Origin of the sequence: Achromobacter seleniivolatilans (assembly GCF_030864005.1) — a bacterium.
GTDB lineage: Bacteria > Pseudomonadota > Gammaproteobacteria > Burkholderiales > Burkholderiaceae_B > Achromobacter > Achromobacter seleniivolatilans.
This window is the reverse complement of the sequence record NZ_CP132976.1, coordinates 4,549,005-4,575,247: the sequence shown is the minus strand read 5'-3', so window position 1 is coordinate 4,575,247 and position 26,243 is coordinate 4,549,005. Positions and strand designations below refer to the sequence as shown.

At 63.4% G+C, this 26,243-nt stretch carries 17 protein-coding genes; 16 read left to right on the top strand and 1 reads right to left on the bottom strand.

The features are described 5' to 3' along the window. Nucleotides 1-232: 232 nt before the first annotated feature. Nucleotides 233-1,009 (bottom strand): lytic transglycosylase domain-containing protein, encoded by a 777-nt coding sequence (locus RAS12_RS20555; protein ID WP_306939686.1) that lies wholly within the window; start codon nucleotides 1,007-1,009, stop codon nucleotides 233-235. 276 nt (nucleotides 1,010-1,285) lie between these two features. On the opposite strand from RAS12_RS20555, the gene RAS12_RS20550 reads away from it, so the two are divergent. The 16 genes from RAS12_RS20550 to RAS12_RS20475 all read left to right on the top strand — a co-directional run bounded on the left by RAS12_RS20550 (nucleotide 1,286) and on the right by RAS12_RS20475 (nucleotide 26,236). Continuing rightward, complete coding sequence (locus RAS12_RS20550; protein WP_306939685.1) at nucleotides 1,286-1,954, top strand: response regulator transcription factor; 669 nt, start codon at nucleotides 1,286-1,288, stop codon at nucleotides 1,952-1,954. Between the two features lies 1 nt (nucleotide 1,955). Beyond that, a complete protein-coding gene (locus RAS12_RS20545; protein WP_306939684.1) occupies nucleotides 1,956-3,509 on the top strand; it encodes a sensor histidine kinase in 1,554 nt (517 codons plus the stop codon). A gap of 122 nt (nucleotides 3,510-3,631) precedes the next feature. After that, complete coding sequence (locus RAS12_RS20540) at nucleotides 3,632-3,835, top strand: Flp family type IVb pilin (protein ID WP_306939683.1); 204 nt, start codon at nucleotides 3,632-3,634, stop codon at nucleotides 3,833-3,835. Between the two features lie 13 nt (nucleotides 3,836-3,848). Beyond that, complete coding sequence (locus RAS12_RS20535; protein ID WP_306939682.1) at nucleotides 3,849-4,379, top strand: A24 family peptidase; 531 nt, start codon at nucleotides 3,849-3,851, stop codon at nucleotides 4,377-4,379. Nucleotides 4,380-4,474: 95 nt separating this feature from the next. Next, entirely contained in the window at nucleotides 4,475-5,449 is a 975-nt protein-coding gene (gene cpaB / locus RAS12_RS20530; protein ID WP_306939681.1) for a Flp pilus assembly protein CpaB, read from the top strand. A gap of 69 nt (nucleotides 5,450-5,518) precedes the next feature. Then, complete coding sequence (locus RAS12_RS20525) at nucleotides 5,519-7,030, top strand: type II and III secretion system protein family protein (RefSeq protein WP_306939680.1); 1,512 nt, start codon at nucleotides 5,519-5,521, stop codon at nucleotides 7,028-7,030. A 21-nt stretch (nucleotides 7,031-7,051) separates the two neighbouring features. Continuing rightward, complete coding sequence (locus RAS12_RS20520) at nucleotides 7,052-7,753, top strand: CpaD family pilus assembly lipoprotein (protein WP_306939679.1); 702 nt, start codon at nucleotides 7,052-7,054, stop codon at nucleotides 7,751-7,753. Between the two features lie 5 nt (nucleotides 7,754-7,758). After that, nucleotides 7,759-9,030, top strand: coding sequence for a CpaE/TadZ family protein (locus RAS12_RS20515; protein ID WP_306939678.1), 1,272 nt, complete (start codon nucleotides 7,759-7,761; stop codon nucleotides 9,028-9,030). 27 nt (nucleotides 9,031-9,057) lie between these two features. Next, entirely contained in the window at nucleotides 9,058-10,491 is a 1,434-nt protein-coding gene (locus RAS12_RS20510) for a TadA family conjugal transfer-associated ATPase (protein WP_306939677.1), read from the top strand. 21 nt (nucleotides 10,492-10,512) lie between these two features. Then, a complete protein-coding gene (locus RAS12_RS20505; RefSeq protein ID WP_306939676.1) occupies nucleotides 10,513-11,496 on the top strand; it encodes a type II secretion system F family protein in 984 nt (327 codons plus the stop codon). Between the two features lie 18 nt (nucleotides 11,497-11,514). Next, nucleotides 11,515-12,459: a type II secretion system F family protein gene (locus RAS12_RS20500; protein ID WP_306939675.1), complete on the top strand. Its 945-nt coding sequence runs from the start codon at nucleotides 11,515-11,517 to the stop codon at nucleotides 12,457-12,459. Then, the gene (locus tag RAS12_RS20495; RefSeq protein WP_306939674.1) at nucleotides 12,456-13,424 is read left to right on the top strand and encodes a tetratricopeptide repeat protein; all 969 of its coding nucleotides are present in this window, start codon (nucleotides 12,456-12,458) and stop codon (nucleotides 13,422-13,424) included. The genes RAS12_RS20500 and RAS12_RS20495 overlap by 4 nt, the downstream gene beginning before the upstream one ends. Further along, entirely contained in the window at nucleotides 13,417-13,941 is a 525-nt protein-coding gene (locus tag RAS12_RS20490; RefSeq protein WP_306939673.1) for a TadE/TadG family type IV pilus assembly protein, read from the top strand. The genes RAS12_RS20495 and RAS12_RS20490 overlap by 8 nt, the downstream gene beginning before the upstream one ends. A 2-nt stretch (nucleotides 13,942-13,943) precedes the next feature. Further along, on the top strand, nucleotides 13,944-14,564 hold the full coding sequence (locus tag RAS12_RS20485; protein WP_306939672.1) for a TadE/TadG family type IV pilus assembly protein: 621 nt from the start codon (nucleotides 13,944-13,946) through the stop codon (nucleotides 14,562-14,564). Then, complete coding sequence (locus RAS12_RS20480) at nucleotides 14,561-16,111, top strand: hypothetical protein (RefSeq protein ID WP_306939671.1); 1,551 nt, start codon at nucleotides 14,561-14,563, stop codon at nucleotides 16,109-16,111. The genes RAS12_RS20485 and RAS12_RS20480 overlap by 4 nt, the downstream gene beginning before the upstream one ends. Before the next feature lie 36 nt (nucleotides 16,112-16,147). Then, the gene (locus tag RAS12_RS20475) at nucleotides 16,148-26,236 is read left to right on the top strand and encodes a putative Ig domain-containing protein (RefSeq protein WP_306939670.1); all 10,089 of its coding nucleotides are present in this window, start codon (nucleotides 16,148-16,150) and stop codon (nucleotides 26,234-26,236) included. Nucleotides 26,237-26,243: the final 7 nt, after the last annotated feature.

Below are 26,243 nucleotides of genomic sequence, written 5' to 3'. Positions count from 1 at the left end.
GCTGGGTCATGGGTCATCCCTGACATGCCCGGATTCACACTGGACTTTGTCACGCCCAAAACTACGCGCGAAGGCGAGGCGTTCAAACACGAGCAGTTAGGCATCGTTTTGCAGCCGTTGCGCTTCATGGAATATTCATTTGAGGACGTGCAACAGACTGTCATCTTCGACACGAACAGCGCATGTTCGCGCGGAGTGCAACGCAGAGCGGCCTTTTTCGCGTAATCCGCCCCTACCGTTTTCGAGGCGGCACCACCATGAAGCCTTGTTCGAATTGCCGGACTTCTTTGGTGTTGCCTTGCAGCGTCCACATGGCGGGGCCGGTGCTTTGGTTGGCGGCGATGGCGGGAGGAGCGCTGGTGACAGGGGGAGCCGATGAAGCCACGCTTGTCAACGCGCCAGGGCGGTACGCCGCCATGATCCGGCGCACGTAGTTGCGCGTTTCCTCGTAGTCGGGGATGCGGTTGCCGGCGCGTTGGACTGCGCCTTCGCCGGCGTTGTAGGCGGCCAGCGTCAGCTCCAGATTTCCGTCGTAGCGGTCCATCAGCGCGCGCAGGTAGCGGCTGCCGGCATCGACGTTCAGATCCAGCTTCCTCAAATTGGATTGCAGCGTGGCATGGCTGCCCGGCACGCCGTACTGGCTGGCTGTGGCCGGCATCAGCTGCATCAGCCCGACCGCGCCCTTGGGTGACACGGCCTCGGTGTCAAAACCTGATTCGGCCTCTGCCACCGCATGCAATAGCCCGTAGTCCAGCTTGTGGCGGTCCGCGGCCAGTTGCAGCGCCTTTCTGATTTCGGGCGTGGGTTCCGCTGAGCGGCGTGCGCCGCGCGCCCCGGAAGACATGTCGCGAAATAGCAGCCGATAACTGTCGTCGATGGCGGTGGGGGCAAAACGCGCGATGCCGTCCGCATCGAAAGAGACGTAGACATCGGCTGCCCAAGCGGGGACCGCGTGCAGCAAAAGGGCCGCGCCCAGCCAACAGCTGGTTCGTGCAAGAAGAGAGGACATGGTCGAAACGGGTGGCGGGCAAGGCGAATGTTGCCGCCAGGCCAGGGTCAGAAGATCGAACCGTATCTTACAAGAATGACAATCATTATTATTTAGAATAGAATTAAATCTTGTTAATTTTCAGCCCCTGCCCGTTGCCAGACGAATCGTGATCCCGTAAATACGTAGCCTGGCGCAAGCCGATCGGCTTGGGGGTTTGGGTTTGAGGCGCATGCGGCATGACGGGTTCGGCGAAAAACGCTGGCGGAATGAAGTGAAACGCGAGCGAGGGAATGCATGCGAATACTGCTAATCGAGGACGACAGCAAAGTCAGCTACTGGCTGGCGAGCAAATTCCAGGCTAGCGGTCACCATTGCGTGTCCGTCGATTCCGGGGAGCAGGCGCTATTGGCGCTGGACCGGCAGGCGTTTGATATCGTCGTGCTGGATCGCATGCTGCCGGGGATTGACGGCATAGAAGTGCTGCGCCGCCTGCAAGGGCGTCCGCACCCGCCTGTCATCATTCTGTCCGCCGTGGATCAGGCGTCCGACCGCGTCGAGGGCCTGCGCGCCGGCGCTCAGGACTATGTCGGCAAACCCTTTGATTTCTCCGAGCTGATGGTGCGCATGGGGCTGCTGGTGCAACGCAATGGCGACACGCCCAGCAACACCGCCCGCCTGTGCGTGCGTGATCTGCAGATTGACCTGCTGCGCCGCAAAGTCACCCGGTCGGGGCGCGACATCAACCTGACCGATAAGGAATTCCTGTTGCTGTGCACACTGGCTGAACACGCAGGCCAGACCGTGCCGCGCGGCATGTTGTTGGAAAAAGTCTGGGGCCTGCAGTTCGACCCGCAAACCAACCTGATCGATGTCCATGTCTCCAAGCTGCGTTCCAAGATCGACAAGGATTTTGCCCAACCCCTGCTGAAGACCGTGCGGGCCATGGGATACGTGCTTAGCTGACATGAGTACTGCGCCATTTGATATTCCCGAGTCGCTGCGGGCGCTCAAGCGTGGGCCGCTGGCCGGCCTGTCGCGCTCCTGGCAGTCGTTCTGGCGCGATGGGCGCGCCCACGAGCCCACAGCCGCGTTGCCGCCGACGCAGACCACGAGCCACTTCCGCCACACCGCCTGCTTCGCATTTATCTTTCTGCTGGTGACGCTGGGTTCGATCGCCTGGGGCCAGAACTTGCTGGAACATGTGATGGTCCGTCACGTGAAGGACATGGTGGCGGCGGAACTGCGCGCGCACCAGACCCTGAGCAGCCGCGACAGCGCATCGCAATTGGCGCGCGCATTGAGTCTGCGTGAAGCCACCGTGGCGCGCCGTGAGCGTGCGATTTCGGTGCAGGGGTCCGACGGCAACCTGTTGTATGGCGCGGCGGAGCTGCTGTCGCCTGCGATGTGCCAGGGCGGCTTGCAGCCTTGCCGCGGCTGGTTGCGCGCCACGTTGAACACGGAAGACGGGCAAAGTGAATGGCTGGGGCACGCGTCGCTGCTGCCTGACGGCGGGCGCTACGTCATCGCCTATGACATTTTGCCTATGCTCAACCGGATCTATCCCGTGCCGCTGGTGGTGGGTTTGAGCGTGTTCACGGCGCTGTTGCTGAGTCTGGGCGCAGGCCTGTTTTTCAGCATTGGCGCAGCCAATCGCATTACGCGGATACGGCAGACCATGGCGCGTTTTGCGCGGGGCGACCTGGAAGCGCGCGTCATGCTGCATGGCCGCCAGGATGAATTCGACCAGTTGGGCAAAGACGTGAATCAGGCGTTGGAGCGCATCGACTTCCTGATGGAAGAGGTCCGCAATGCGACCAATCACATTGCCCACGAACTGCGCACGCCGCTGACCCGCTTGCAGCAGCGCCTGAGCAATGCGGCTGACTCGATACGCGACAATCCCGCCGCGGAAGCCGAGATGGCGTTGGCTGAAGATGAGGTCCGGCGCATCCTGTACCTGTTCCGCGCCGTCATGCGCATCAGCGAAATCGAAACGGGGCGCTGCCATCATTCACCGGCAGAGCTGGACGTGCACGCCCTGCTGGCCGATCTGCATGAGTACTACGACGTCCTGGCCGAACAACGCGCCCTGACTCTGCTGACCCGCATCCAAGAAGACACGCCGCTGCTTGGCGACCGCGCCTTGTTGTTCCAGGCACTCGTCAATCTGCTCGACAACGCCATCAAGTACGCCCCTGCAGGTACGACCATCACGCTGCTGGCGCGCCGGCAGGGGGCGTGGTTGGAGCTGGGTGTTGCCGACCAGGGGCCCGGCATCGATGCCGGCCAGCGCGGCCAGGCCGTGCAGCGATTTCACCGCCTGACACGTGACAGAACGATTGCTGGTCATGGTTTGGGCCTGGCGCTGGTGCATGCGGTGGCCGCTCTGCACGGCGGCACTTTGGTGCTTGCCGACAACGATCTGGCCGACCCGCAACAGGATGCGCCGCGCACCTTGCGCGGCCTGCTGGCGGTGCTGCGGCTGCCCTGTAAACCCCCGGCTGGCATGGGTTCCTGAACGACTCTTAATGATTCGCTCGTTGCTCGCCAGCTGCAAATGAATCCTAATATCGTCTGTGCACTGAAGGCTCATGCAGCCCTCGATTTTCTTTCACGACGATTTATTTTTTGGACTTTTCCGTGACTTCCCGCATCCAACAATTCCTTCGTGACGAAAGCGGCGTGACCGCAATTGAATACGGCATTCTGGCCGCCGCCATGGCGGCCGCAGTCGGCGTGATCTTCGGTTCGGACGGCGCCTTCATTACGGCGTTGCGCGAGAAATTCGGCGCTATTGCCAACGACATCACCGAAGCGGGCACCGACTCCCGCTCCGGCGGCTGATCCACTGATTTCCGTGGCGTTCTCTCTGCCCAGCATCATCCTATTGCCAGCCCTGGCATGGGTGGTCGTGTCCGATCTGCTCTATCGCCGCATCAGCAACCGTTTGGTATTAGCGTTGCTGTTGATGTGGGCGATCTATGCCGGCTGGACGCTGATGCAGGGCAACGCCGCGATGCGCTCGTCGCTGCTGACCGGTGTGCTGGCCAGCGCCGGCGTATTGGTGGCGGGTTATTGTCTGTTCGCCATGCGCTGGATGGGCGCGGGCGACGCCAAATTGATGGCGGTGCTGTGCCTGTGGCTGGGTGAGCACACGTTCGTGTTCCTGATCGTGACCGCCTTGGCGGGCGGGGTGATGGCGCTGGCGCTGCCGCTCTTGCGTGCGCTGGAACGCGCATTGGCGTTAAGCCTGGTCCGGCTCAACGTCTGGCTGTCCGGGCTGGTCATTCCCACGCCGCACGCGCTGGGCGAAGAACCCATGCAAGGCATCCCGTACGGGTTGGCCATTGCCTGCGGCGCCATCTTTGTGCTCTGGAGCAACAGCTAGCTTCTATCGCGCAGGACCCCGCACCCGATTCGCGTGCAGTCAAGGCGACGTCCTGCCTTGATCGTAAATAAAAAGCCAAATCAATCTCATTTAATATGAAAACCCGATCATTGATCCTGCTTGCCTCGGCGATCACCTTGGCCGCTGGAGCCGCCCTGGTGGGCCGCGCCCTGATGCGCCCGCCGCCGCCCGTGACGATCGTCAAGCAGGTCGAAGCGCCGCGTGCGCCCGTGCGCCAAGTGCTGTCTGTCGCGGGAACACTCGCGCCCGGCGAATTCGTTGTTGGCCGTTCGCTGGTCTGGCGCGAGTTGCCCGCAGGCGAGATCCGGGCCGGGTATTACGCCGCTACGACGGACGAAGAGCGCCGCGTGGCCGAGCGCGCCGTGGCTGGCTCCACGCCGCGCCGTGCGCTGCAAGATGGCGAACCGCTGACGCGCGAGGGGCTGGTGTTCAACGGCGACCACGGTTTTGTGGCCGCTGTGCTGAAACCCGAGCTGCGGGCGGTATCCATACCGACCAGCGCTGTGACAAGTAATTCCGGGCTGGTGAGCGCCGGTGACCGGGTGGATGTGATTCTGCATCTGGAGCGCGACGAGACACAGCCGCAGACAATCGGACAGCCCGACGCGTCCTACACCGCTCTGGCGTCCCAAACCATCGTGCGCAATGCGCGAGTGCTGGGGTTGAACGGCAACCCATCAGGCATTGCCCCCGCTGCCAGCGGCCCCGCCGAAGCCGGTGTTGCGGACAAAAAATCCGCACCGCCACGCAACTACTACGAAAGCATCACGCTGGAAGTGTCTCCGAAGGATGCCGAGCGATTGGCGCTGTCCCGCGAAGTGGGCTTGCTGCAACTCGCCCTGCGCAGCGTGCAAGCCGATAGCGTTGCGCAAGTGTCTGACGAAGACAAAAGCGTTACTCGTGTTTATGACGCCACGGACATTTTCAAGAAGCCCGCCCGTCCGCCCATCATCGTGCAGACCTTTCGCGGCGACAGGGAGACAGCGCAAGTCTTCAGGTCGCCGCCGCAGCCGAACGATGAGCAATCTTTGGCCTCGGCCGCCCGATAACTGATGCGACCCCACCGCCAGCCTGCGGCGCAGCCCGCGTTTCCTACTGCCCTCCCCCTCGAACACGACATGATTCACCATAAGCCCCGACTGGGAGCCGCCCCTTTATTGTCCCGGCTTGGCCTGTCCGCGTTGCTGTGCCTGCTGGGCAGCGCCAATGCGCTGGCACAGTCTGCGGCTGTACGCCCGGCCGTAGAAGTCAAGAACACACCGACGTCGCTACCCAGCAGTTTGCAGAAGATTGCGCCGACCGGCGAGATCACCTTGCATGTGCGTGAAGGCCAGCTGCTGAAGCTGAAATCGGATGCCGCGAAGGTGCTGGTCGCTGACCCGCGCGTCGCCAGTTTCCAGGTGCCATCGCCAAACAACATCTTCGTGTTCGCGCAGTCCGTCGGCACGACAACGTTGTACGCGCTGGATGCGCAAGACAAGGTCATTGCCGCCGTCCGCGTCGTGGCCGAACATGATCTGTCGACGCTGCGCCAGCAGATCCTGCGATCCGTGCCAGGTGCGGACATCGAGCTGGAACCATCGCTGAACAACCGCATCATCGTGCGCGGCAATGTGCGTACCCCGATCGAAGCGCGTCAGATTGCCGATCAGGTCCAAGCCTATCTGGACGGCGTGTCGGCTGGCGCACAGGGCGGTGGCGGTGGCGGCGGTGCACGTGGTGCGCGTGAAGGCGTCATCAACCAGCTCAAGGTCGAGCTGTCGTCGCAGATCAACATTCAGGTTCGTGTGGTTGAGGTGTCGCGAACCTTGTCGCACGAGCTGGGCTTTGACTGGGCCGCCACGCTGAATTCAAGCAGCGGAGCCTGGGGGATCATGAGCGGCAGCGCGGCGGGCGGGTTTGCGCCTTCCACCGAAACCATCAATCCGTCGCTGTTTGATTCGGTGACGGGCAAGAACTTCTCCAGCCTGATCCCGGGCCGGACCACATCGCGTTTTGCGGCTGGGGGCATGACGACGCGTGGACGCTTCACCATGGGCGGCCTGATCTCAGCGCTGTCGGCTGAAGGTTTTGCTTCGGTCCTGGCCGAACCCAACCTGACCGCCATGTCGGGCGAAAGCGCTGCATTCGCGGCGGGCGGCGAAGTGCCCATCGTCATCATCACCAACAACAACGTCCAGATCGACTTCAAGTCCTATGGCGTGATTCTGCGCATGACGCCGACGCTGCTGTCGGCCAACCGCATCAGTCTGCACATTGCGCCGGAAGTCAGCGAATTGACGGAAGACGGCGCCGTGACGCTGCAAGGCATTTCGATTCCGGCATTGAAGGTGCGCCGCGCCGACACCACGGTGGAACTGGCGAGCGGCCAGAGTTTTGCGCTGGCCGGCATGTTGCGTTCAACGCAGGCACAGACCGTGTCCGGCGTGCCGGGCTTGAGCAGCATTCCGTTGTTTGGACGGCTGTTTGAACACGAGGTCTCGGCCAAAGACGAAACCGAACTTGTGATTCTGGTGACGGCCAACGTGGTCGATCCGGTGGCGGCGGGCGAACTACAGGTGCCGGGTCAAGGCCTGTCCGGCATTGACGATCTGCTGCCCCCACAAGCCCCTATCGGCTACCTGTACTGACCGCCGCTTACGAGACACGCCATGCACTACGACAAGACTCTCCCCACGAAAAAGCCGGCGCCCTGGCGCATGCTGTCGCTGGCGCCGCTGGCGTTGGCGCTGCTGTTGAGCGGATGCGGCACCCAACTGAACGACCTACGCTCCAAGCGTTTCGGCGCGGGCGAACCGGCCAAGGCGCCCGCCGTGGCGCCGCGCGCCGTGGCGTTGGCGTTGCAGGCCGCGCCGGATGGCAATGGCCTGACACCCGAATCGCTGAGCGCCGCCAACGAGATGCTCACGCGTCAAGGCCGCATTGAAGCGCAGGTGCTGACGCTTACCCCGTTTAACGCCCGCGGCGAAGAACTGGCACAGCGGCTGGCCAAAGCGCTGGCTCGGAGCGGCGCGCGCGCGCCGCGCGTGGAGTCCGTGCCGGTGGATGCGCAACGCCTGGAGCAAGCGTCGCAGGCGGGTTGGGACCTGGAGCTGCAATCCGAAGCGTTGACGGTGCAGACGACGCGTTGCGGTATTGCCAAGCCCGACGATTGGACCATTCACCCCTACTACGGCGTTGGCACATTGGGCTGCGCCAATCGCGCCAATCTGGCACGCATGGTCAGCGACCCGCGCGACCTGACGCGTCCGCGCACCTTGGAAGGCGCGGACGGCAAGGCTGCCGCTGGCGCCGTGGACCGATATCAGACCGGCGAGATTCGCGATCTGATCGACATCGACTTCGACAATTGACCGCCATGAGCAACACGACATCGACACGCAGCGGCGCGCCTTCCAACGGCCCGGCCGTCTTTGCCGCGCAGGCCGACCTGGCCGTCATTGGCGACCAGCTTATCCGCCTGCAACGCCCCGCCGTTTCGTTGCAAGCGGGCGGTCCGGATGCCGCGGCCGCCTGGTGCGCCGCGAACGAGTTGCCCAGCGTGCTGTTGGTAGACATCAGCGGCCATGCGCATCCCATCGCCGCGCTGCTGGAATTGGCGGCCCTGACCGGCCCGGCCTGCCGCATCGTGGCGTTGGGCGATAAGCAAGACGTGGATCTGTACCGCCAGTTGCTGCAAGCCGGCATTTTCGACTACCTGATGAAGCCGCCCAGGCTGGACCTGCTGACGGATACCCTGGCCCGCGCCGACGACGACGCGCCGCTGGGCCAGGGGGGCAATGCGCGCGCCGGACGGTCCGCGGCCATCGTGGGCGCAGCGGGCGGACTGGGCGTCAGCACGCTGACGGCAGCGCTGGGTCTGTGGCTGGCGCACTCGCGCCAGACGCCCACGGTGCTGGTGGACTTTGACCGCCGCAAGGGCGATCTGCCGCTGCTGCTGGGGCTGGAGGCGGACGCGGGTCTGGCCAGCCTGCTTTCCGCGCCGGATATCGACCCGCGCCTGTTGCAGCGCACGTTGCTGGCGGCGGGCCACGTTGAATCTCAAACGCCTGACCAGCCGTCCGCGCGCTTGCAGCTGCTGGCGCAGCGGCCGGGACCCGAGACGCCATTTGATCCGGAACGCGCGCTGGAAATCGGCGGCGCGCTGTGCCAATGGTTTTCGCTGTCGTTGTGGGATCTGCCTTCGCACCGCCCTGCCGGGGCCGACGAAGTGCTGGCGCACGCTGACATACGCGTCGTGCTGACCGAGCTGACCGTGCAAGGCGCCCGCAATACCCATCGCGTGCTGGCCGAGCTGGGCGACAGTGGGGGTAGCCAGCGCCTGGTGCTGGTGGCCAGCGAAGCGCGCCATGCACAGCACGCCCCGTTGGAGCTGGCGCAGTTCGAAGATTTTGTGGGCCGCCGTATCGACCAGCATCTGCCGTATGCAGGCCCCGCGCTGGCAGCCAGCCTGCTGAAAGGCCCGTTGTCTTTGCAAGCGGCGCCCGTCTACGCGCAAGCCGTTGCGCAACTGGGCACACGCATTCTGGGCCTGCCATCGGCAGCAGCCACTAAGGACGAGGGCGCGCTGCGCCGGCTGCGCTCCTGGTTGAACCGCCCGGCGCCGGCCCGACGCACCGCGCGCGCCTGATCCGTTACGCCACACACGACCGACATCATGCTGCCACGCCGCAAGACCGCTACTTCTTCCTCCCTGCCGGTGACTCATGCGCCGGCGGCTCCTGTGACGGCTGCGTTGGCGCAACCTGCGCCGCCGCTGGCCGCGCAGCCAGTGCAAGCGCCGGTTGCCGCGCCGCGCATGCCGCCGCCCGCACCCCGGCCGGTTGTTGCCCCCACGGCCCAGCAGACGGCGGAAAGCAACACGCAGCGCCGTGTCATCCGCGATGAGCTGTTCACGCAAATCGATCCGCTCAAGGCCTCGGCGATGCCGCGCGACCGGCTGCAAGCGCAGATCGATGCGCTGATCCGGCGCATCTGCGACGAGCAGCGCTTGCAGTTGTCGGGTCAGGAAGAAGAACTCATCTCGCGCCAGATGCTCGATGAAATGGTTGGCGTGGGCCCCATCGAACCGCTGCTGGCCGACGATACGATCAACGACATCCTGGTCAACGGCGCCGGCCAGATCTTCGTTGAGCGTTTCGGCAAGCTGGAACGGTCGTCCATCACATTCATCGATGAAGAGCACGTCTTCAATACGGCGCAGCGCATCGCCGCGCGCGTCGGACGCCGCATCGACGAAGCCAACCCCATGGTCGACGCGCGTCTGCCAGACGGCAGCCGGGTCAACGTCATCACGCACCCGCTGGCGCTGGACGGCACCACGATCTCGATTCGCAAATTCATGCGCCGCGATCTGTCGCTGGAGTCGCTGGCGCAGCGTGGCGCGATGTCGATGGACATGGCCGTGCTGCTGCGCCGCGCGATGGAAGCGCGGCTGAATGTCGTCGTGTCTGGCGGCACAGGCGCGGGCAAGACGACGCTGCTCAATGCGCTGTCGCAAAACATCAGTCCGTTTGAACGCATCATCACCATTGAAGATGCAGCCGAACTGCAACTGCAACAGGAGCACGTCATCCGTCTGGAAACCCGGCCGGAAAGCGCCGAAGGCGGCGGCCGCGTTGACCAGCGCGACCTGATGAAGAACGCGCTGCGTATGCGGCCCGACCGGATCATCCTGGGCGAAGTGCGCGGCGGCGAGTGCTTTGACATGCTGCAAGCGATGAACACCGGCCACGACGGCTCGCTGTGCACCGTGCACGCCAATACGCCTCGCGACGCGCTGATGCGTCTGGAAAACATGGTGATGATGGCCAATATGCAGCTGCCGCTTGCTGCCATACGCCGCCAGATCGCCAGCGCCGTGGACTTGATCGTGCAGATCGAACGCATGCGCGACGGCGCGCGGCGCGTGGTGTCCATCATGGAAATCTGCGGCATGGAAGAAGAAGTCATCCAGTCGCAAGAGCTGTTTGTCTTCCGGTCGCGGGCAGGATCAACCGCTACGCAAGTGATCGGTGAACACACTGGCAGCGGCCTGCGTCCGAATTTCTACACCGAGAAATCTCACCTTTTCGATCAGGACATCGCCTGACAGCGATAAGGCTACCCTGACATGCTCGATCTTTTCACTCTGCTGGTTTTTCTGCTGGTGTTTGTGGGCTTCTACGCTCTGCGCGCCAATAGCCGCCGTCAACGGCGGGAAGATGCCATGGCCGCCCGCCTGGCTGCGCTGCGCTTGCAGATGCAGCGGGAAAGCGGAATGGCGGCCGCCGTTCTGCAATCAGCCGATTCGATCGCGCTTCCTGGACAGGACGATCTGGTGTTGCGCTGGCGCTGGCTGGGTCAACGCCTGACGCGATTGCGCGGCGGGTTGCGGTCGCTGGGCTGGTTGCGGACGTTGCGCCAGCGGATTCTGGTGTCTGCCGCCGTGGCACTGATTGGCGCCCTGGCGCTGGTGCGCATGACCGGCACGCCGATTGCGCTGGCGCTGCTGGTAGCGCCGGTGTTGTGGGTGACGTTGTGCACCTTGCTATACCAGCAGGCCATGGGCAAGCATCTTGCCGCGCTGGCGCGCAGCCTGCCCGAAGCCATCGATGGCATTACGCGTATCTGCCGGTCTGGCGTGCCGCTGCACAGCGCGTTCGGGATTGCCGCCGACCACCTGCATGGACCGCTGGCGCCCGAGCTGCGTGAAATAGAAAACTGGTTGAAGCTGGGTGTGCCGTTGAAGCAAGCGATGCAGTCGTCGGCCGAGCGGGTGCCGCTGCCCGAATACCGCTTTTTTGCCGTCATTCTGATCATCAGCCAGGAATCCGGTGGCCGTCTGGGCGACACGCTCGAACGCCTGTCGGCCACGCTGCGCGCCCGCGCCGAGCTGGGCATGAAGGTACAGGCCAAGACTTCCGAGGCTCGTGCATCGGCCAAGATCGTCGCCATGCTGGTGCCGGGCGTGCTGCTCTACATGTACGCGAATTCTCCCGAGGACTTCCGCTTCATGTTCAACGATGCGGCGGGCGTCAAAGTCATGATCTATGCGGCCGCCAGCGTGGGCCTGGGCCTGTTCATCACACATCTGATGGTCAAGCGTATCCGCTGACCTGCACGACACATCGACATGCCATTCCTATCTGACCCCTTAGTGCCGATTCTGTTGCTGGCCTTTCTTGCCGGACTGGCACTGGTTGCCTGGCTGCTGCGCGCTGAAGCGCGGCGCAACCCATTGCACGAGCGGCTTGGCCGTCGCGGTGGCGAAAGCGCCACGCAAACCACGGTGTCCATTGCGCTTGACGACAACACGCCGCTTTCGCCGCTGGCGCAAAGCCTGGCCGCCTTCGGAATGAAGCTGGCGGGAACCGAGCAGGACAAACGCGCCATTGAACGGCTGCTGGCGCAAGCCGGCTGGCGCCGCACAGAGGCAAGCGGCCTGTTCATGGCGGCCAAGTATGGCAGCGGCGTGCTGTTGTGCGGCCTGGCGCTGTGGTGGCTGACCAGCCCGCAAACCCGCTTCGGTCTGACGGGACTGGCTGTGGGTCTGATCTCGTTGTTCGTGGGCACCACCTTGCCGGAGCTGCTGGTCAAGCTTCGTGCCGGCCGCCGCCACGAAGCCCTGTCGCGCAGCATGCCCGACGCCTTGGACCTGATGGTGATCTGCGCCGAAGCTGGTTTGCCGTTTCCGAGAATTCTGAAAGTGGTGTCGCGTGAACTCGCGTTCAGCGCACCGGCCATGGCTGACGAACTGGCCTACACCAGCGCCGAATTGCAATTGCTGCCCGACCGCGCCGCCGCGTTGCGCCATCTGGCCGACCGTACCCGCGTGCCGACCATCGAAAGCATGGTGGGCTCTCTGGTACAGGCTGAACGCTACGGCACGCCGCTGGCGCAGGCGTTGCGCACCATTGCCGAAGAAAGCCGCAGCCGTCTGATTCTTGAATTGGAAGAGAAGGCCGGCAAGCTGCCCGCGCAGTTAAGCGTGCCGCTTATGACGTTGATTCTGCCGCCTGTGGTCGCCATTGTGGCCACGCCCGCGCTCATGCGCGTTATCCGGACCCTGATGCAATGAACGCAACCCTTACTCTGTTTCCGATGCCCGTCGTGCGCGTTGGTAAAAGCGCCGGCATGCTGTTGATGCTGGCCATGTTGAGCGCATGCAGCGCCTTCTCCAGCAAGCCCGATTCCGCTGCCGCGCCCAGCAGCCGCAATTTGCTGACGCAATCCAGCGGGGCCAATGCGTCGCCGCGTCCGCCAGTGAGCAGCGGCGATACCGTGGCCGAAGGTCTGAAGCTTGCGCGGCTGTTGCGGGACCAGGGCCGCTACGAAGGCGCGGCTGGCGTCTACGCACAGCTGGAACAGCGCGGGAGCTTGAAGCCCCTTGAACTGTTGGAATACGCCAGCGTGGCGGCGCCCACGCAGTCTCCCCGTGACAATCTCGCATTGTTCGGCCGCGCTCGCCGCGCCCTGACCGAGGCAAGCATCAAGCTGACACCGGCGGCGACGGTCACGTTGTGCAATGGTCTTGGTCGCGCTCGCATGTCGCTGGGCCAGCGCGACGCGGCCATGACGGATTTCGATTGCACGCTGACGGCGGACGCCAACAATGTGGCCGCGCTGAACGCCAAGGGCGTGTTGCTCGACGCAGGCGGCGATCACGAACAGGCTCGCAAACTGCTGGGTCAGGCTTGGGAGTTGGACCCGTCCGACTTCCGGGTGCTGAACAACCTGGCGTTGTCGCACCTGGCCAGCGGCGATGCGCAGCAGGCCATACGCCTGCTGTCCCAGGCCGATGCGGCGCAACTGCCTACGCTCAAACTGAACCTGGCGTTTGCGCAAGTATTGCAAGGCGATGAAGGCAGCGCGCGCAAGACGCTGGAAACCATCATGGCGCCCGCGCTGGTGCCGCTGGCGCTGGAAGACTTCGCGCAGCGCCGTCAGCGCATCCGCGATGGCGCTGCGGTTGCCGCTGAACTGATGGCCGCCAGCCGTCACGTATTGCGGCTGCGCGAAAAAGAGGCCAGCAACAATGGCTGATCTCATTGAACGAAAGCAGCGCTTCCTGCGCAGTCAGCGCGGGTCGCTGTCGGTGGAAGCTGCCTATGTGCTGCCCGTTGTCATCGCTGCGGCAATGATGTTCATGGAGCTGGCCAACATCGGCCTCACCATCAATATGGGCGCCAGCGCACTGGAACGCGCAGTGCAGCAGTTTCGTCAGGACGGGGCTGCTGCGCTGGACGGCGGCTCGATGGAATCGCTGGTGCGCCAGCGCATGGTGGCGGCTTCGCACAATTATCTGGACGATGAGAACATCGCGACCGTCGAGGTGGAACGCTTCGCGTCGCTGGATGCGATGGGCGGCGGCGCGGCGGAAGATGAGACGGCATCCAAGGCGCTGACCAACGTGCCCGCATGGCGGATTGAGGTGGACGTGCGCAAGGACTTCATTACGCCTTTGCCGCGCTTGCTGGGCGTGGACAGCGGCGCGTTCCGATACCGCTATCAGCAAGTGCTGGCTTATCTGCCGCAACGCGCCGAGGAATCGCGCCCGTGAGGATGCTGCCAAGGCCCTTTCGCCGTGCCGTGCCTGCGGCTTCGTCCCGCCGCCGGCAACGCGGGGCTCTGGCCGTTGAAGCCGCGATTGCGCTGCCTATTTTATTGGGCGTTGGCATGATCGGCGCCGACATGCAGCGCATTCACAGCGAGCGCATCCGTGTTGAAAACGCGGCGGGTGCGATGGCGTTGAACCTGGCCGCGCAGCCCAAGCTGACTGCGGGCGGCGTCGATGCGCTGGCAGAGCTCGCGATGCAAGGGCATACCAATATGCAGCAGCTCATCATTCTGAATGTATTGCAGTCCGGGCGCATCGCCTGGGCGTTGCAGCGCGGCGGGGCGCGCGCGCTGTGCGAGGCGCCCGCTGCCGGCGGCCGCTACACGGGCACCTTGCCGGAAGATCGGCCCGATACCGGTCAAAGCAACGTCGACAACAGCACCATGTCGATGATTGTGGTCAAGGCGTGCCGCGACACCACCGATATTTCCTTGTGGGCGGGTATCCCGCTGCCCGAAGTGCTGGAAACCACCGGCATTTTCCGCGCTACCTCCAGAACCATCACGCTAGACGAAGCGCTGCGCGCTGAAAGCATTGCAACTGGCCTGGCTTATTCCGAACCATGAAGAAACGTTCCAATAGGGTCCCATCGCTAGCGCGGCAACGCGGCGCGTCCGCCGTGTTTCTGTTATTGCTGATCGCTGCGGTTGCTGTGCTGGCCGCGTTTGCGTCGGACGGCACCCGCATGACGGCGGATGCTGCGCAGATGAAACGCGCAACCGATGCTGCGGCGCTGGCTTCTGCCGCCGCCTACGCCAAGTCGCGTGATGCGGATCTTCAGGAGATTGCCGAGCGATACGTGGCCGTCAATCTGGGCATGGACCGTTCGCAATTGAGCCGGGCGTTGTCCGTCAAGGTCGAGACCATCACGAAGAACGACATGCCGGGTACGCGCGTGACGGCCATTTTCGAGGCGTCCAGCATGTTGTCCCAGACGCCGGCCGAATCCGTCACGGTGGCGTCCGCGGCGGTATCGCGTCAACGATCGCTAGAGGTGGCGCTGGCATTGCCCAACACGCTGGGCGAAGACGCCGCCAACCTGGCTGTGCTGCGCCGCTTGGGTAAGTCGTTCGCGTCCCGGTTGATCGAAGACGCTGAGAGCGCGTGGCTCGCGCTGGTTCCCTACAGCCAGTCCGTCAATATTTATGACCCGGCGCATGACAACCGCATCCGGCTGTGGAGCTCACCGGGCGCGCTGAATCCGGTGGAGTTGACCTCGCTGTTCCGCACCGGCTACGCCAGCCTGGCTGACCGCCGTATTCCCGACCGGCGCGCCAACCTGCTGTGCATGTATCGCGGCCTGAACCGCGGCAACAACTATTTCTGGACGGACCCGCCTTCGGGTCAATTCGGTGTTCATTACCGCCATGACCTGCCCATCAACGGCAGTCCGGGTGCTACGCCCATCCGCTGGATCGGCCCCAACCCGGACTTCGGCCTGGCAAACGGCGTGAACGATACGCGCTTTATGGTGGCTGACCGAGGCTGCCCGCAAGCCGCCTTGCTGCCGCTGTCCAAAAATCTGAACGATATCGGCGAACGGCTGGACCAGATGTCCACGCGCTTTAACGTGAATTACGCGATTGCTATGGGCTGGAGCGCGATGGCCTTGGCGCCGTCATTCCGTGGCGGTTCGGGCTGGGGGTTGGACGACGACTTGCCCAAGGACTTCGACGACGGCACGGGCGACCGGGTCAAGGCCATTGTGTTCCTGGTGAATTCCAGCGACCAGCGGTGGTTCGACACGGACTCGTACAACGCCTACACCGGTCAGAAGATCGATGGCGATTCAGATACGGGCGGAGGCGAAGCCAGCGTTGTGACGGAACGCTTTTCCCGCCTGTGCAGCAGCTTCCGCGCCCGTGGACTGAAGTTCTACCTGATCGTCACCGGCAACGACGAAGCCACCGACGAAGACGGCCAGATTCTCAGCGCGTCCGCGTTCCGCCGTATTGCCGGCCCTGGCTTATTGGTTTGCGCCGAAAAGGGTTCGGATCAGGTCTATCTGTCGGGCAAGGATTTCGTGGCCTCGGAAGGCCGCATTCAAAGCCGTCTTGACGACATCGTCGACGAACTGCGTCAGCTTGCCGCGCTGACCACGCTAGTCGAATAAGCCCATCTACGCACCATCCCATTCCCCAGGACTGCCATGACTTCCCGTCGACTCTCTACGCTCCGCCGCCAGGCACTGGCTTTAGAACCCCGTTTCCTGCTTGATGCGGCCGCCGTCGCAACAGCGGCGGACGTTGCCAAGAATGTGGCGCCCACCGACACGGCGCCAGGAGTGGAAGCGACGCCGAACCACGCCACGGTCACCATCACCGACAGCACGGACAGCATTCCCGATGTGGATCTGTTCAACAGCGTGCATGTGTCGCTGGATAACAGCAGTCAAGAGTTGACGAACCTGGTCATTACGGTGGATCGTACCGGCGCCAGCCATGCGCTGGTCATCGACGGCACCGAGATCAAGCTGCAATCAACATCCGCCGCCGGCAGCACCGCGAATAACGACTACTCCTACTCGGTGACGGTCAGCGGCAATATCACCACCATTACCTTGTCCATCGATTCGTCGGCGGCCAACAGCACGGCCAATGTCTCCTCAATGATCGACGGCATTGCTTACCGCGCGCTCGACACAAAGGTTGAAAGCGGCACCATCCATGTGCGGTTGGCGAGCTTGAGCGATTCCGGCGAAGAGACAGCGGTGTTGGATATCGGCGCCCAGGTCGAGATCCGAAACAACATCAACGTTGCACCGGTGCTGTCGGATACGGGTGTACCCAGCGTGGCGCAAACGTTCACGCTGGCGGACTTGGGCAGCAGCCGCGAGATCGCCTATTCCAGTGACGGCAAGTATCTGTATGCCGCCAACGCATCCGGGGCGATCGCGGTGTTTGCCGTGGGCGAGCACGACGAGCTGACGTTCAAGACGATCCACGCGGGTATCAATGGCCTGAGCAATATCGCAGACCTTGCTTTGAGCGCGGACGGCAAGCAGCTGTATGCCATCACGGGCGGCAATATCGTGGCCCTGGATATTGGCGTGGATGGCACGTTGTCCAATGCGCGTTCAACGGCCACTGGCGACAGTGTGCGCAATATTGCGCTGTCGGATGACGGCAAGCAGGTTTACGTCACCATGCAGTACAACGGCATGGCGGTGTTCAACCGCGACCCCGCAACCGGGAATCTGACGCACCTACAAAATCTGGATGAGGGTTCGCTGGGCGGCGGGCGCAGCCGGACAGTGACGAGCGCAGGCGACTATGTGTTTGTGGCGTCGGGCAACAATCTGGTGACCTTGCACCGCAATGCTGACGGCACGTTGGCCAAGCTGGATGCGGGGTCGCAAATAACCGGTATCTCTGTTGGCACGGAGCCGTCGCTGGCTGTGTCGGCCAATGGCAGCATGGCATTCATTGGCGACGGCTCCACCATCCGCATCTATGCCCTGCGTGATGGCGCTCTGGAAGCGCGCGGCACTTTGACGCTGAACGGCGTCAGTGCGCTGGCCGTGTCCCAGGATGGCTCGCGGCTATACGCAACGTCCAGCAACGGGTCGATGGCCATCTACAGCATCTCGGCCACGGGCGCGCTGACGCTGACCGGCACCTTGACCGGCGTCAGCGGCGGCGCGGCGCTGGCCTTGTCGCCCGACGGCGAGAACATCGCGGTGGCGGGCAACGGCGTCACCCGTCTGAGCATGACTCAGGCTTACACGGTGGGCGGTGATCCGATCCGCTTTGCCGGCAACCTGTCTCTGTCTGACGTCAACGCTGATCCGTTGGCCAATGGAGCGGGCGACTACAACGGCACTCGCATCGTTATTGGCGCGGGGGTCAGTACCGGCACGTTCGGTTTTGCCGTTGGCAACGGTCTTGAACTGTCGGGCGGCGTGATCAAGCGGGATGGCGTGGCCATTGCCACGTTTGCCGCTAGCGGCGATACGCTGACGATCACGTTCACCGCGTCAACCACGGCGGCGACCGCCAACCAGGTGCTGCGTCAGCTCACTTACGCCAACACTGACGCTGCCGCCGGCAGCCAGATCACCTTGACGGTGCGTGGCAATGACGGGGCGCTGGATAGCAACGCCATTGTCGTGGTCCTGCCCGTGAATCATGCGCCGCAGATCGACACCGGCGTGGCGGCCGGTTATGTCCTGGACAAGGCCACCAGCGAGACCAGTTATAGCGTCTCGCTGCCTGCCGACCTCTTCAAAGACGCAGATGGCGACACGTTACGCTGGAGCGTGACCGGCCTGCCCGCAGGCCTGAGCTTCAACGCCGATACCCGCACGCTGTCGGGCACGACACAGGCGACTGGCAGTTTCACCGTCACCATAACGGTCACCGATGCGTACGGCGCCACTGCAGAGCACACGCTGACGCTGGACGTGGACCAGATCGCCAATCGTGCGCCCGAGGTCAGCGTGAACGCGCCCGATACGTTGCCGCTGGCGCCCGCAGGCAAGCCGGGCTACAGCGTGACGCTGGACGCCGGTATGTTCCACGATCCGGACAGCCTGTACGCGGGCAGCACGTTGACGTGGAGCGTTGGGACGCTGCCGGCGGGTCTGGTGTTCGACGCAGCCAGCCGAACCCTGAGCGGAACGCCGGTTACGGCGGGCGCATACCAGATCACCGTCACCGTTACCGACGAAGACGGCGCAACCGCCGAGCACACGATGACGCTGCGCGTGATCTCGGAAGCCGAGGCCAGCAACAGCGCGCCAGCCTTGACGCCAGGGGCCGACACGTTGGGCTACACCAGCGACGGCTCCCTGAGCGGCTTCAACAGCTACGTCAACAGCCTGACGCTGTCGCATGATGGCAGCACGCTAGTGATTGCAGGCAGCAGCGGGCAGCTCGCTGGCGGCGACGGCACGCTTTATGTCTACAGCCGTGATACCGCCACAGGCGCCCTGACGCTGCTGCAAAGCTTCGTCCTGCCCGGCATCACGTCAGTGTCGTACACCGACGATGGCAGCCTGATGTATGTGGCCACGGGCAGCGGAACGGCGTATTCGATTGCGGTCTTTCATGTTGAGGACAACGGCGGCTTGACCAAGATTGGCACCGTTGCCAACCTGACGGAGAAGGTGCTGGAAATCAAGGCCGGCCAGGACCGCGATGCGTTGTACGTGTTGACCGCCACCACGTTGCGAGCCTATGGCACGGACGCGGATGGCGCATTGACGTTGCTGGGTACGTATGCGCCTGCTGCGGGGTTTGGTACGGCGGTGTCGCTTCAGTTGGGCGAAGACGGCACGGTCTATGCACTGAGCGGCGGCCGTCTGACCATCTTTGCAGCCTCGGCCGATGGCAGCCTGTCTTATTCGGGTCAGCTGACACGCAGCGCCTTGGTGTTGACTTGGACGGACGCGACGGGCGCGGCTACCCAGATTGCAACGCTGGGCAATAGCAACGCGTTCAGTGGCGCCAATGCTTTTGTTGTGTCGAAAACGGGCAACATCTATATCACCACCGATAACTTCTTTTTGACCACGTTGCGCTACGACAGCGCGGCCGGCAAGTTGAGCCTGGCCGGTACGACCAGCGTTTCCATCGGTGGCCAGACGGCATACGGACTCACGCTGTCGGACGATGGCAAGGTTCTGTATCTGGTTACTGCGGCAGGCACTGGCATCAGTCTCTATTCCGTGGGCGCGGATGGCCTGCCGACATTCTCGGAAACGATCGGCACGGCGGGCGGGATGTCGCGCGTGGTCGTCAGCGCTGACGGCCAGTCCATCTATGGAGGCAAGCATCGCTTCTTTAGTACGATCACCCTCAGCATGCTGAGCGCTGGGAGTGACAGCCGCGGCGCATATACCGAGGGTGCAACAACAACGCCTGCGTCGAGCATCACATTGTCTGATGCCGACTATGACGCGCTGGCCAACGGCGCAGGCGACTACCACGGCGCCACGATCACCATCGGACGTGATGTTGCCGCCAATACTGGCGACCGTTTCGGTTTTGTTGATGGCAATGACTTGAGCCTGGTGGGCTCGGAGATTCGATACAACGGCATCAAGATTGCCGACTTTACGAATGCGGGTGGCGTGCTGACTATCGCCTTTACCGCGCAGGTGAGCACGGCGACGGCCAATGCGGTGCTGCATCAAGTCAGCTATACGCACGATGGCAAGGACCCCGGCGCCATGATTCGTCTGAAGATCCAGGTGCAGGATCAGTTCGCCAGCGGTACTGACAGCGCGGTGGTGGCCCTGGCCGTGACTCAAGTGAACGACGCGCCGGTCGTTGTCTCTACTCCCGCCAACACAACGTACAGTCCGGGTGGCGCGGCCGTCGGCCTGTTCAACGGCACTACAGTTTCTACCGTGGAAAGCGGCCAGACCATCACCAGCCTGACTGTGGTGGTGTCGGGCGTCGCCAACGGCGCCAGCGAAACGCTGACCGTTGATGGCGTTGCCATTGCGCTTGCCGCAGGCCAGGGAGTGACGGCCGCAGGCCATGCCTACACCGTTACCGTTAGCGGCGGAACCGTCACGGTGGTCGTGACGTCGACGGCAGGCCTGACAGGCGCCGACGCCGCAGCGTTGATCAACGGGCTGGGTTACGCCAACAGCAGCGCCGCGCCGACGGTGGGGGAACGCAGCATCACATTGACCGCCGTGCGCGATAGCGGCGGCACCAGCAATGGAGGGCACGACACGGCCGAACCGGACCTGAGCGCCAAGGTGAACGTGCAGTTTGAAGCGCCCGTTCTCAACACGCCCATCGACTCTCTTGCGATGGCCGAACTGATCAAGCTGCTTGGCGAAGATAACTGGACCAATTTGCTGGAAGGCATTCTGGACGTGGCGAACGTAGACGGAAAATTCTACGTGTTGCGCACCACGACCGAATGGAACTCGGAAGTGTTCGAGGACATTGAAGTCAACACGTTGTTTGTCTTGCAACGAGGGGCAGATGGCACGCTGAGTATCGTGCAGTCCTTCGGCAACGGTGACGTAAGCGCGCTGGCGGGTGCGTCGGATCTGCGTGTATCGGCAGACGGAAAATCCTTGTATGTGATCGGCAATCAGGGCGTCGTGCTGTTCTCGCGTGATGCCGCCACGGGTGCGCTCACCACACTCGGAAGCTTTGGCGCGAACGTCGTGGCCGACTACGGCATGATCCGCGATGTGCTGTCCAGCAATGGAAACGTCTATGTGACGGCGGGCGACAATCTGCTCGTCTTCAAACAGGACGGCGCCACGTTGACGCTGGCGCACACGTATGCGGACGCCGGTGATAGCGGCCTGCAACTCGATGGCGCCAATGCCTTGACGTTGTCGGCTGATGGCCGCTACTTGTTCGTGGGTACGTCGGGCGGCAGCACACTGGTCAGCGTGTTCCGTTTGGACGCCAACGGCGTTCCTGCTTTCGTGATGGCGGCCCAGGGCAAAGACCCGGCGGCCTCGGAGCAGTACTACTACACGACGTCGATGACGGTTTCCGCGGACGGCAAGAGTTTGTATGTCGTTGACTACGACAACAATGAGTACCGTGTGCACACGCTGTCCATCAGCGCGGATGGACAGCTGACAGCGCTTGGCGCCATCCTGCCCGGCGGCGACGTCAAACAAGTCATCGTGTCGCCTGATGGGTCTGGCGTGTTTGTGATCAGCGCCGACAAGATCGGCGTCTACAGCCGTGGCGCGGATGGTGTGCCATTGCTGGTGAGTGAAATCACGAGTTATGACGGCTTGGACTTCACCGAGATACGCAGCGCGACCCTGAGCGCCGACGGCACGAAGCTGTATCTGACGGGCGAGTTTTCATACGACGCGGGCGTGCTGGTGCTGGACTTGAAACCGGCATCGGCGCATTACAAGGAAGGCACCGATCCGGTTGCCGTTCTGCCGGTTGGGACGCTGTCAGATCCGCAGCTGGACGCATTGAACAATGGCCAGGGCAACTACCAGGGCGCCAGCATCACGATCGCACGGGCCGAAGGCGCTCATGGTGACGACCGGTTCAGCTTTATCGACGGCGGCAACTTGCAGCTGGATGCGGCCAATGGCGTGATTTTGCTGAACGGCATGGCGGTAGCAACGTTTGCGCAGAGCGGTGGCGAACTGACGTTGCGTTTTACCGCTGCCATCAGCCAGGCCGATGCGCAGAACGTATTGCGCCGTATCGCCTATAGCAATGCCAGCAGCGACCCGACCCGCGACGGTAACGCCATTACCTTGCGCACCGTGTTGAATGACGGTGATGGCCACAGCGATGAGCTGCTGACCGGAGTTGATCTGGAAGGTGTCAACGATGCGCCCATCGCTGACACGACGCCGTTGAATCCGACATTCCACGCCGAGGGTGAAGCGGTCAAGCTGTTTGAGAACACCACCATTGATACCGTTGAAGCGGGTCAGAATGTGGCGCGGGTGATCGTGACAATCAGCCCTTCGGGCGCGCAGGACATCCTGGGCGCGGATGGCGGCCGGATTGCGCTGGACAAGGACTCCAACGGACCGCAGCGCACCGCGACAGGCCTGGAATACATGGTGACCCTGTCCAATGGCGTTGCGACCGTCACCATTTACCTGAACGCATCGCCTGCGCGTGCGGCCGAGGTCATCAACAGCCTGACCTACCGCAACACCGGCAGCTCGGTTACCGGTACGCGCACGATCAGCCTGACGGTGCAGGAATTCGGCAGCGAGAACGCTTCCACACAGCTCGCCAAGGAGGCGACTGTGACGTTGGCGGCCGCAACTGGCGTCAATACGCCGCCCTCGCTGGGCGGCGGAGCCACCGTGGATTACACGGAGCGTGCAGACGCCGTTCAAATTGCCCCGGGAGCAGTCATTGCCGATGCCCAGATGGATGCCTTCAACGGCGGCGCGGGAAATTATGACGGCAGCGTGCTGACCATCGAGCTGGGTGCAGGCAAGAGCGCGTCGGATACGATTGGCTTCCTGGCGGACAATGGCTTGACGCTGGAAAACGGCAGTCTGAAGAAAGATGGCGTGACCATCGGCTCCGTGTCCCAAGCCAACGGCGTGTTGGTCATACGCTTTAGCGATGCGGCGGGTTCGATTCCGACCACCGCTGATGTGCAGAACACCTTGCGTCAAATCACCTACGCCAACAGCAGCCACGCACCCGCCGAGAGCGTCCAGGTCAGCGTGACGATGACCGACCAGCGCGGGCTGACCTCATCGGTGATGCAGTTTGAGATCGACATTGCCGCCATCAATGATGCGCCTGTGGTCGGCGCCGATCCGGTGTTGTCCTTGGGCGACCTGACGCATGTGCAGGAACTGGCCACGATTTCGGGGCTGGGCACGCTGACCTCTAGCGTTGTGTCTGCGGATGGGTCCCGCGTCTATGTCGCGGATGGCAGGGGCGCCATCGCCGTGTTCAGCCGCGATGGCCAAACCGGGGCGCTGACCTACACCGGCGTCTTTGCAGGCGTGGGCAGCCTGACGGGCATCAGTCAGTTGGTGATGTCCGTCGACGGCAAGAGCTTGTACGCCCTGCGCGCGGACAGCAACGCCATCGGCGTGTTCAGCATCGCCGCAGACGGCGCGCTGACGCATCAGTCCACCCTCACCAGCAACTATGCGGTGGATGCCGGCAATCTGAACGACATCAAGGGCATCACACTGTCGCAAGACGGCAAGAATCTGTACCTGGTCAACAACTACAACCTGGCGTATTTCAGCCGCAACGCAGAGACGGGCGCGCTGACCTATGTGGGTGCGGTCGCCGGCGATATGTCGGCCGAACCCTATCTGTGGGCAGCCACCGATATGGTGTCGCGCGGCGACCTGGTTTTTGTCGTGACCCATGCCAGCAACGGCTCGGCCTTGATTGTCTATCGCCGGGACGGCAACGGTATGCTCACGGCGCTGGCGCACCTCTACGCCAACGATACCGATGCGGCGGGGCAGGCGGTGTCGCTTGCCAACCTGCAACACATTGCCGTCAGCGCCGATGGCAGCACAATCTTCGTCTCCAACAGCCGAACTTCGAGTTTCAATGGCTGGACGGGCGAATACGAGGTGCATGAGAACACGCAAGTCATCGACGCGTTCCGGCTGAATGCCGCGACCGGCGCATTGACCCATCTGGGCACGTTGACCGGCGACAAGACAGTGGAAGGCATTGCGTTGTCCGCAGACGGCAAGGCGCTGTTTGTCACCTTGGCCGATGGCACGTTGAACTACTACGCCACGGCCAACCTCAGCCTGGTCGGGTCCCGGAGCGGACTGGATGGCGCAGGCCAGATCGTTGTGTCGGCAGATGGCGGCGTCATCGTGGTGGGCAACGCGCTGGACGTCTTGAATGCGCCGCCCGCCGCTTCGCCCGTCTATGTGATTGATGGCGAGCCGGTGTTGCTGGCGCCGGTCTTGACGTTGAGCGACGCGGAGCTGGACGCCGCCGATAACTACCAAGGCGCCAGCCTGACCTTCACGGGCCAGGCTGGGGACCGCTATGCGGTGCAGACCGGTGACGGCTACACGCGCAATGGCGACGTCATCTTGTTCAACGGTCAAGCCATTGCCACGTTGACGCAAGCCAACGGCGTGGCGACGCTACGGTTCACGGCGGCGATCAGCAGGGCCGACGCCAATGCGCTGCTGCATCGCGTGACCTACGCCAGCACGGATGCGACGCCGGGCGCACGCAGCATCACCATCAGCCTGAACGATGGCCAAACGGCCAGCACGGGTTATGGCGTGGATGTCACGCTGGCCCTGCCCAATCAAGCGCCCGTAGAAGGCAACACGACTTACACGCCAGATGCGGCGCTGGCGGGCCGGCCCTATTCCGTTGTGCTGCCGGAGTCGCTGTTCAGCGATCCCGATGGCGACAAGTTGGCGTGGAGTATCAGCGGCCTGCCTGACGGGCTGGTCTTCAACGCGGAAACACGCACGATCTCGGGCAGAGTGACCGTGACGGGTCAGTTCACGTTGGTCGTCACCGTGACGGACCCTGATGGCCTTTCGGCCTCGCGCGAGCTGACGCTGGACGCTGCCCTGCCGCCCAACACGCTGCCGGTGGACAGCGGTATTCCGCTGGCTCCGGATACGGTACGCGTCGGTGTAGCCTACGTCTACACCCTGCCTGCCGGGCTGTTCACTGACGCGGACGGTGATGCGCTGACGTGGCAGGTCAGCGGCTTACCCGAAGGCCTGGTCTTCGATCCGGAAACGTTGACGATACGCGGCACGGCAAGCACGGCGGGCAGCGTTGCGCTGGTGATCAGCGCAACCGATCCATCGGGCGCCAGCGTGTCGCGCATCGTGACGCTGACGGTGGCCGCAGTCAGCGCCGAACCCAGCCCGGGTACGAATCCTGGGACGAATCCTGGTACAAGCCCCGGCGCCAATCCCGATCCCAACGCCAATCCGAATCCCGGCACACCGGCAATCTTTCCTCCGCCTGACCTGAGCACGCAGCAGCGTCCTGTCTTCTTCACTGGGGACGCGCAAGCCGGCGCCGAGGAAGACGCCTTGCAACAGCGTGCGCAACAGGCGGTTGAGCGTGCGCCGATAGCGCCAGCGCTGGAGTTCGGTGTTTCGCCGCGCGACGGGCTGACGCCGCAAGAACCGTGGACATCGTCGTCGCTGCTGGATGCCTTGCTGGCAGATTCGCTGGAACGGCGCGATTCGGATGCGGTACGGCCGTTCACGATGGACGCGCCAAACGGAATACGCACGCCGCTCGCGGTGCTGGCCAGCCCCGATGCGCCCGGCCTGTCATTTGCCGCAGCCGCGTTCACGGGTTATTGGCGCGCCGACGCGGCGGGCAACCGGCACGTCTATGCCTTGCCAGCGGGTCTGATCCGCAGCAGCAGCCCGGTTGCGACATTGGTCCTGCGCATGGCTGATGGCACCGAATTGCCACCGGGCGTGCGGCTGGATGCCGCGCGCGGACTTATCGTCGCCCCGGGGCTTGCGGGCGCCCAGACGCTAGCCCTGCAACTGGTGGCGCGCACCGTCAGCGGCGAGGTCAAGGTGGTACCCGTGACCGTGTCCGCCGATCGCCTGGGTGCTTGGCGCCATGGCAACGTTGCGGCGCGTGACGACGCACCGGCTGCTGCCGATAAGCCAGCGCTGTCCCAACAACTGCGCATGAGCGCTGCACAAGATGTGCTGGCGCAAGCCCAGCAGTTTCTCGCTTCCCTGGACGATGACGCCGCGGCGGGCGACTCCATTCATACGAACGCTGGCGCCCGGCCGTTCACTTCCATCAATGTAGCAAGCTGATCCCGAC

Bases quoted from the DNA above. Each gene is read 5' to 3' on its own strand.
- RAS12_RS20555 (WP_306939686.1), bottom strand. From the start codon at position 1,009: ATGTCCTCTCTTCTTGCACGAACCAGCTGTTGGCTGGGCGCGGCCCTT.
- RAS12_RS20550 (WP_306939685.1), top strand. From the start codon at position 1,286: ATGCGAATACTGCTAATCGAGGACGACAGCAAAGTCAGCTACTGGCTG.
- RAS12_RS20545 (WP_306939684.1), top strand. From the start codon at position 1,956: ATGAGTACTGCGCCATTTGATATTCCCGAGTCGCTGCGGGCGCTCAAG.
- cpaB (WP_306939681.1), top strand. From the start codon at position 4,475: ATGAAAACCCGATCATTGATCCTGCTTGCCTCGGCGATCACCTTGGCC.
- RAS12_RS20525 (WP_306939680.1), top strand. From the start codon at position 5,519: ATGATTCACCATAAGCCCCGACTGGGAGCCGCCCCTTTATTGTCCCGG.
- RAS12_RS20520 (WP_306939679.1), top strand. From the start codon at position 7,052: ATGCACTACGACAAGACTCTCCCCACGAAAAAGCCGGCGCCCTGGCGC.
- RAS12_RS20515 (WP_306939678.1), top strand. From the start codon at position 7,759: ATGAGCAACACGACATCGACACGCAGCGGCGCGCCTTCCAACGGCCCG.
- RAS12_RS20510 (WP_306939677.1), top strand. From the start codon at position 9,058: ATGCTGCCACGCCGCAAGACCGCTACTTCTTCCTCCCTGCCGGTGACT.
- RAS12_RS20505 (WP_306939676.1), top strand. From the start codon at position 10,513: ATGCTCGATCTTTTCACTCTGCTGGTTTTTCTGCTGGTGTTTGTGGGC.
- RAS12_RS20500 (WP_306939675.1), top strand. From the start codon at position 11,515: ATGCCATTCCTATCTGACCCCTTAGTGCCGATTCTGTTGCTGGCCTTT.
- RAS12_RS20495 (WP_306939674.1), top strand. From the start codon at position 12,456: ATGAACGCAACCCTTACTCTGTTTCCGATGCCCGTCGTGCGCGTTGGT.
- RAS12_RS20490 (WP_306939673.1), top strand. From the start codon at position 13,417: ATGGCTGATCTCATTGAACGAAAGCAGCGCTTCCTGCGCAGTCAGCGC.
- RAS12_RS20485 (WP_306939672.1), top strand. From the start codon at position 13,944: ATGCTGCCAAGGCCCTTTCGCCGTGCCGTGCCTGCGGCTTCGTCCCGC.
- RAS12_RS20480 (WP_306939671.1), top strand. From the start codon at position 14,561: ATGAAGAAACGTTCCAATAGGGTCCCATCGCTAGCGCGGCAACGCGGC.
- RAS12_RS20475 (WP_306939670.1), top strand. From the start codon at position 16,148: ATGACTTCCCGTCGACTCTCTACGCTCCGCCGCCAGGCACTGGCTTTA.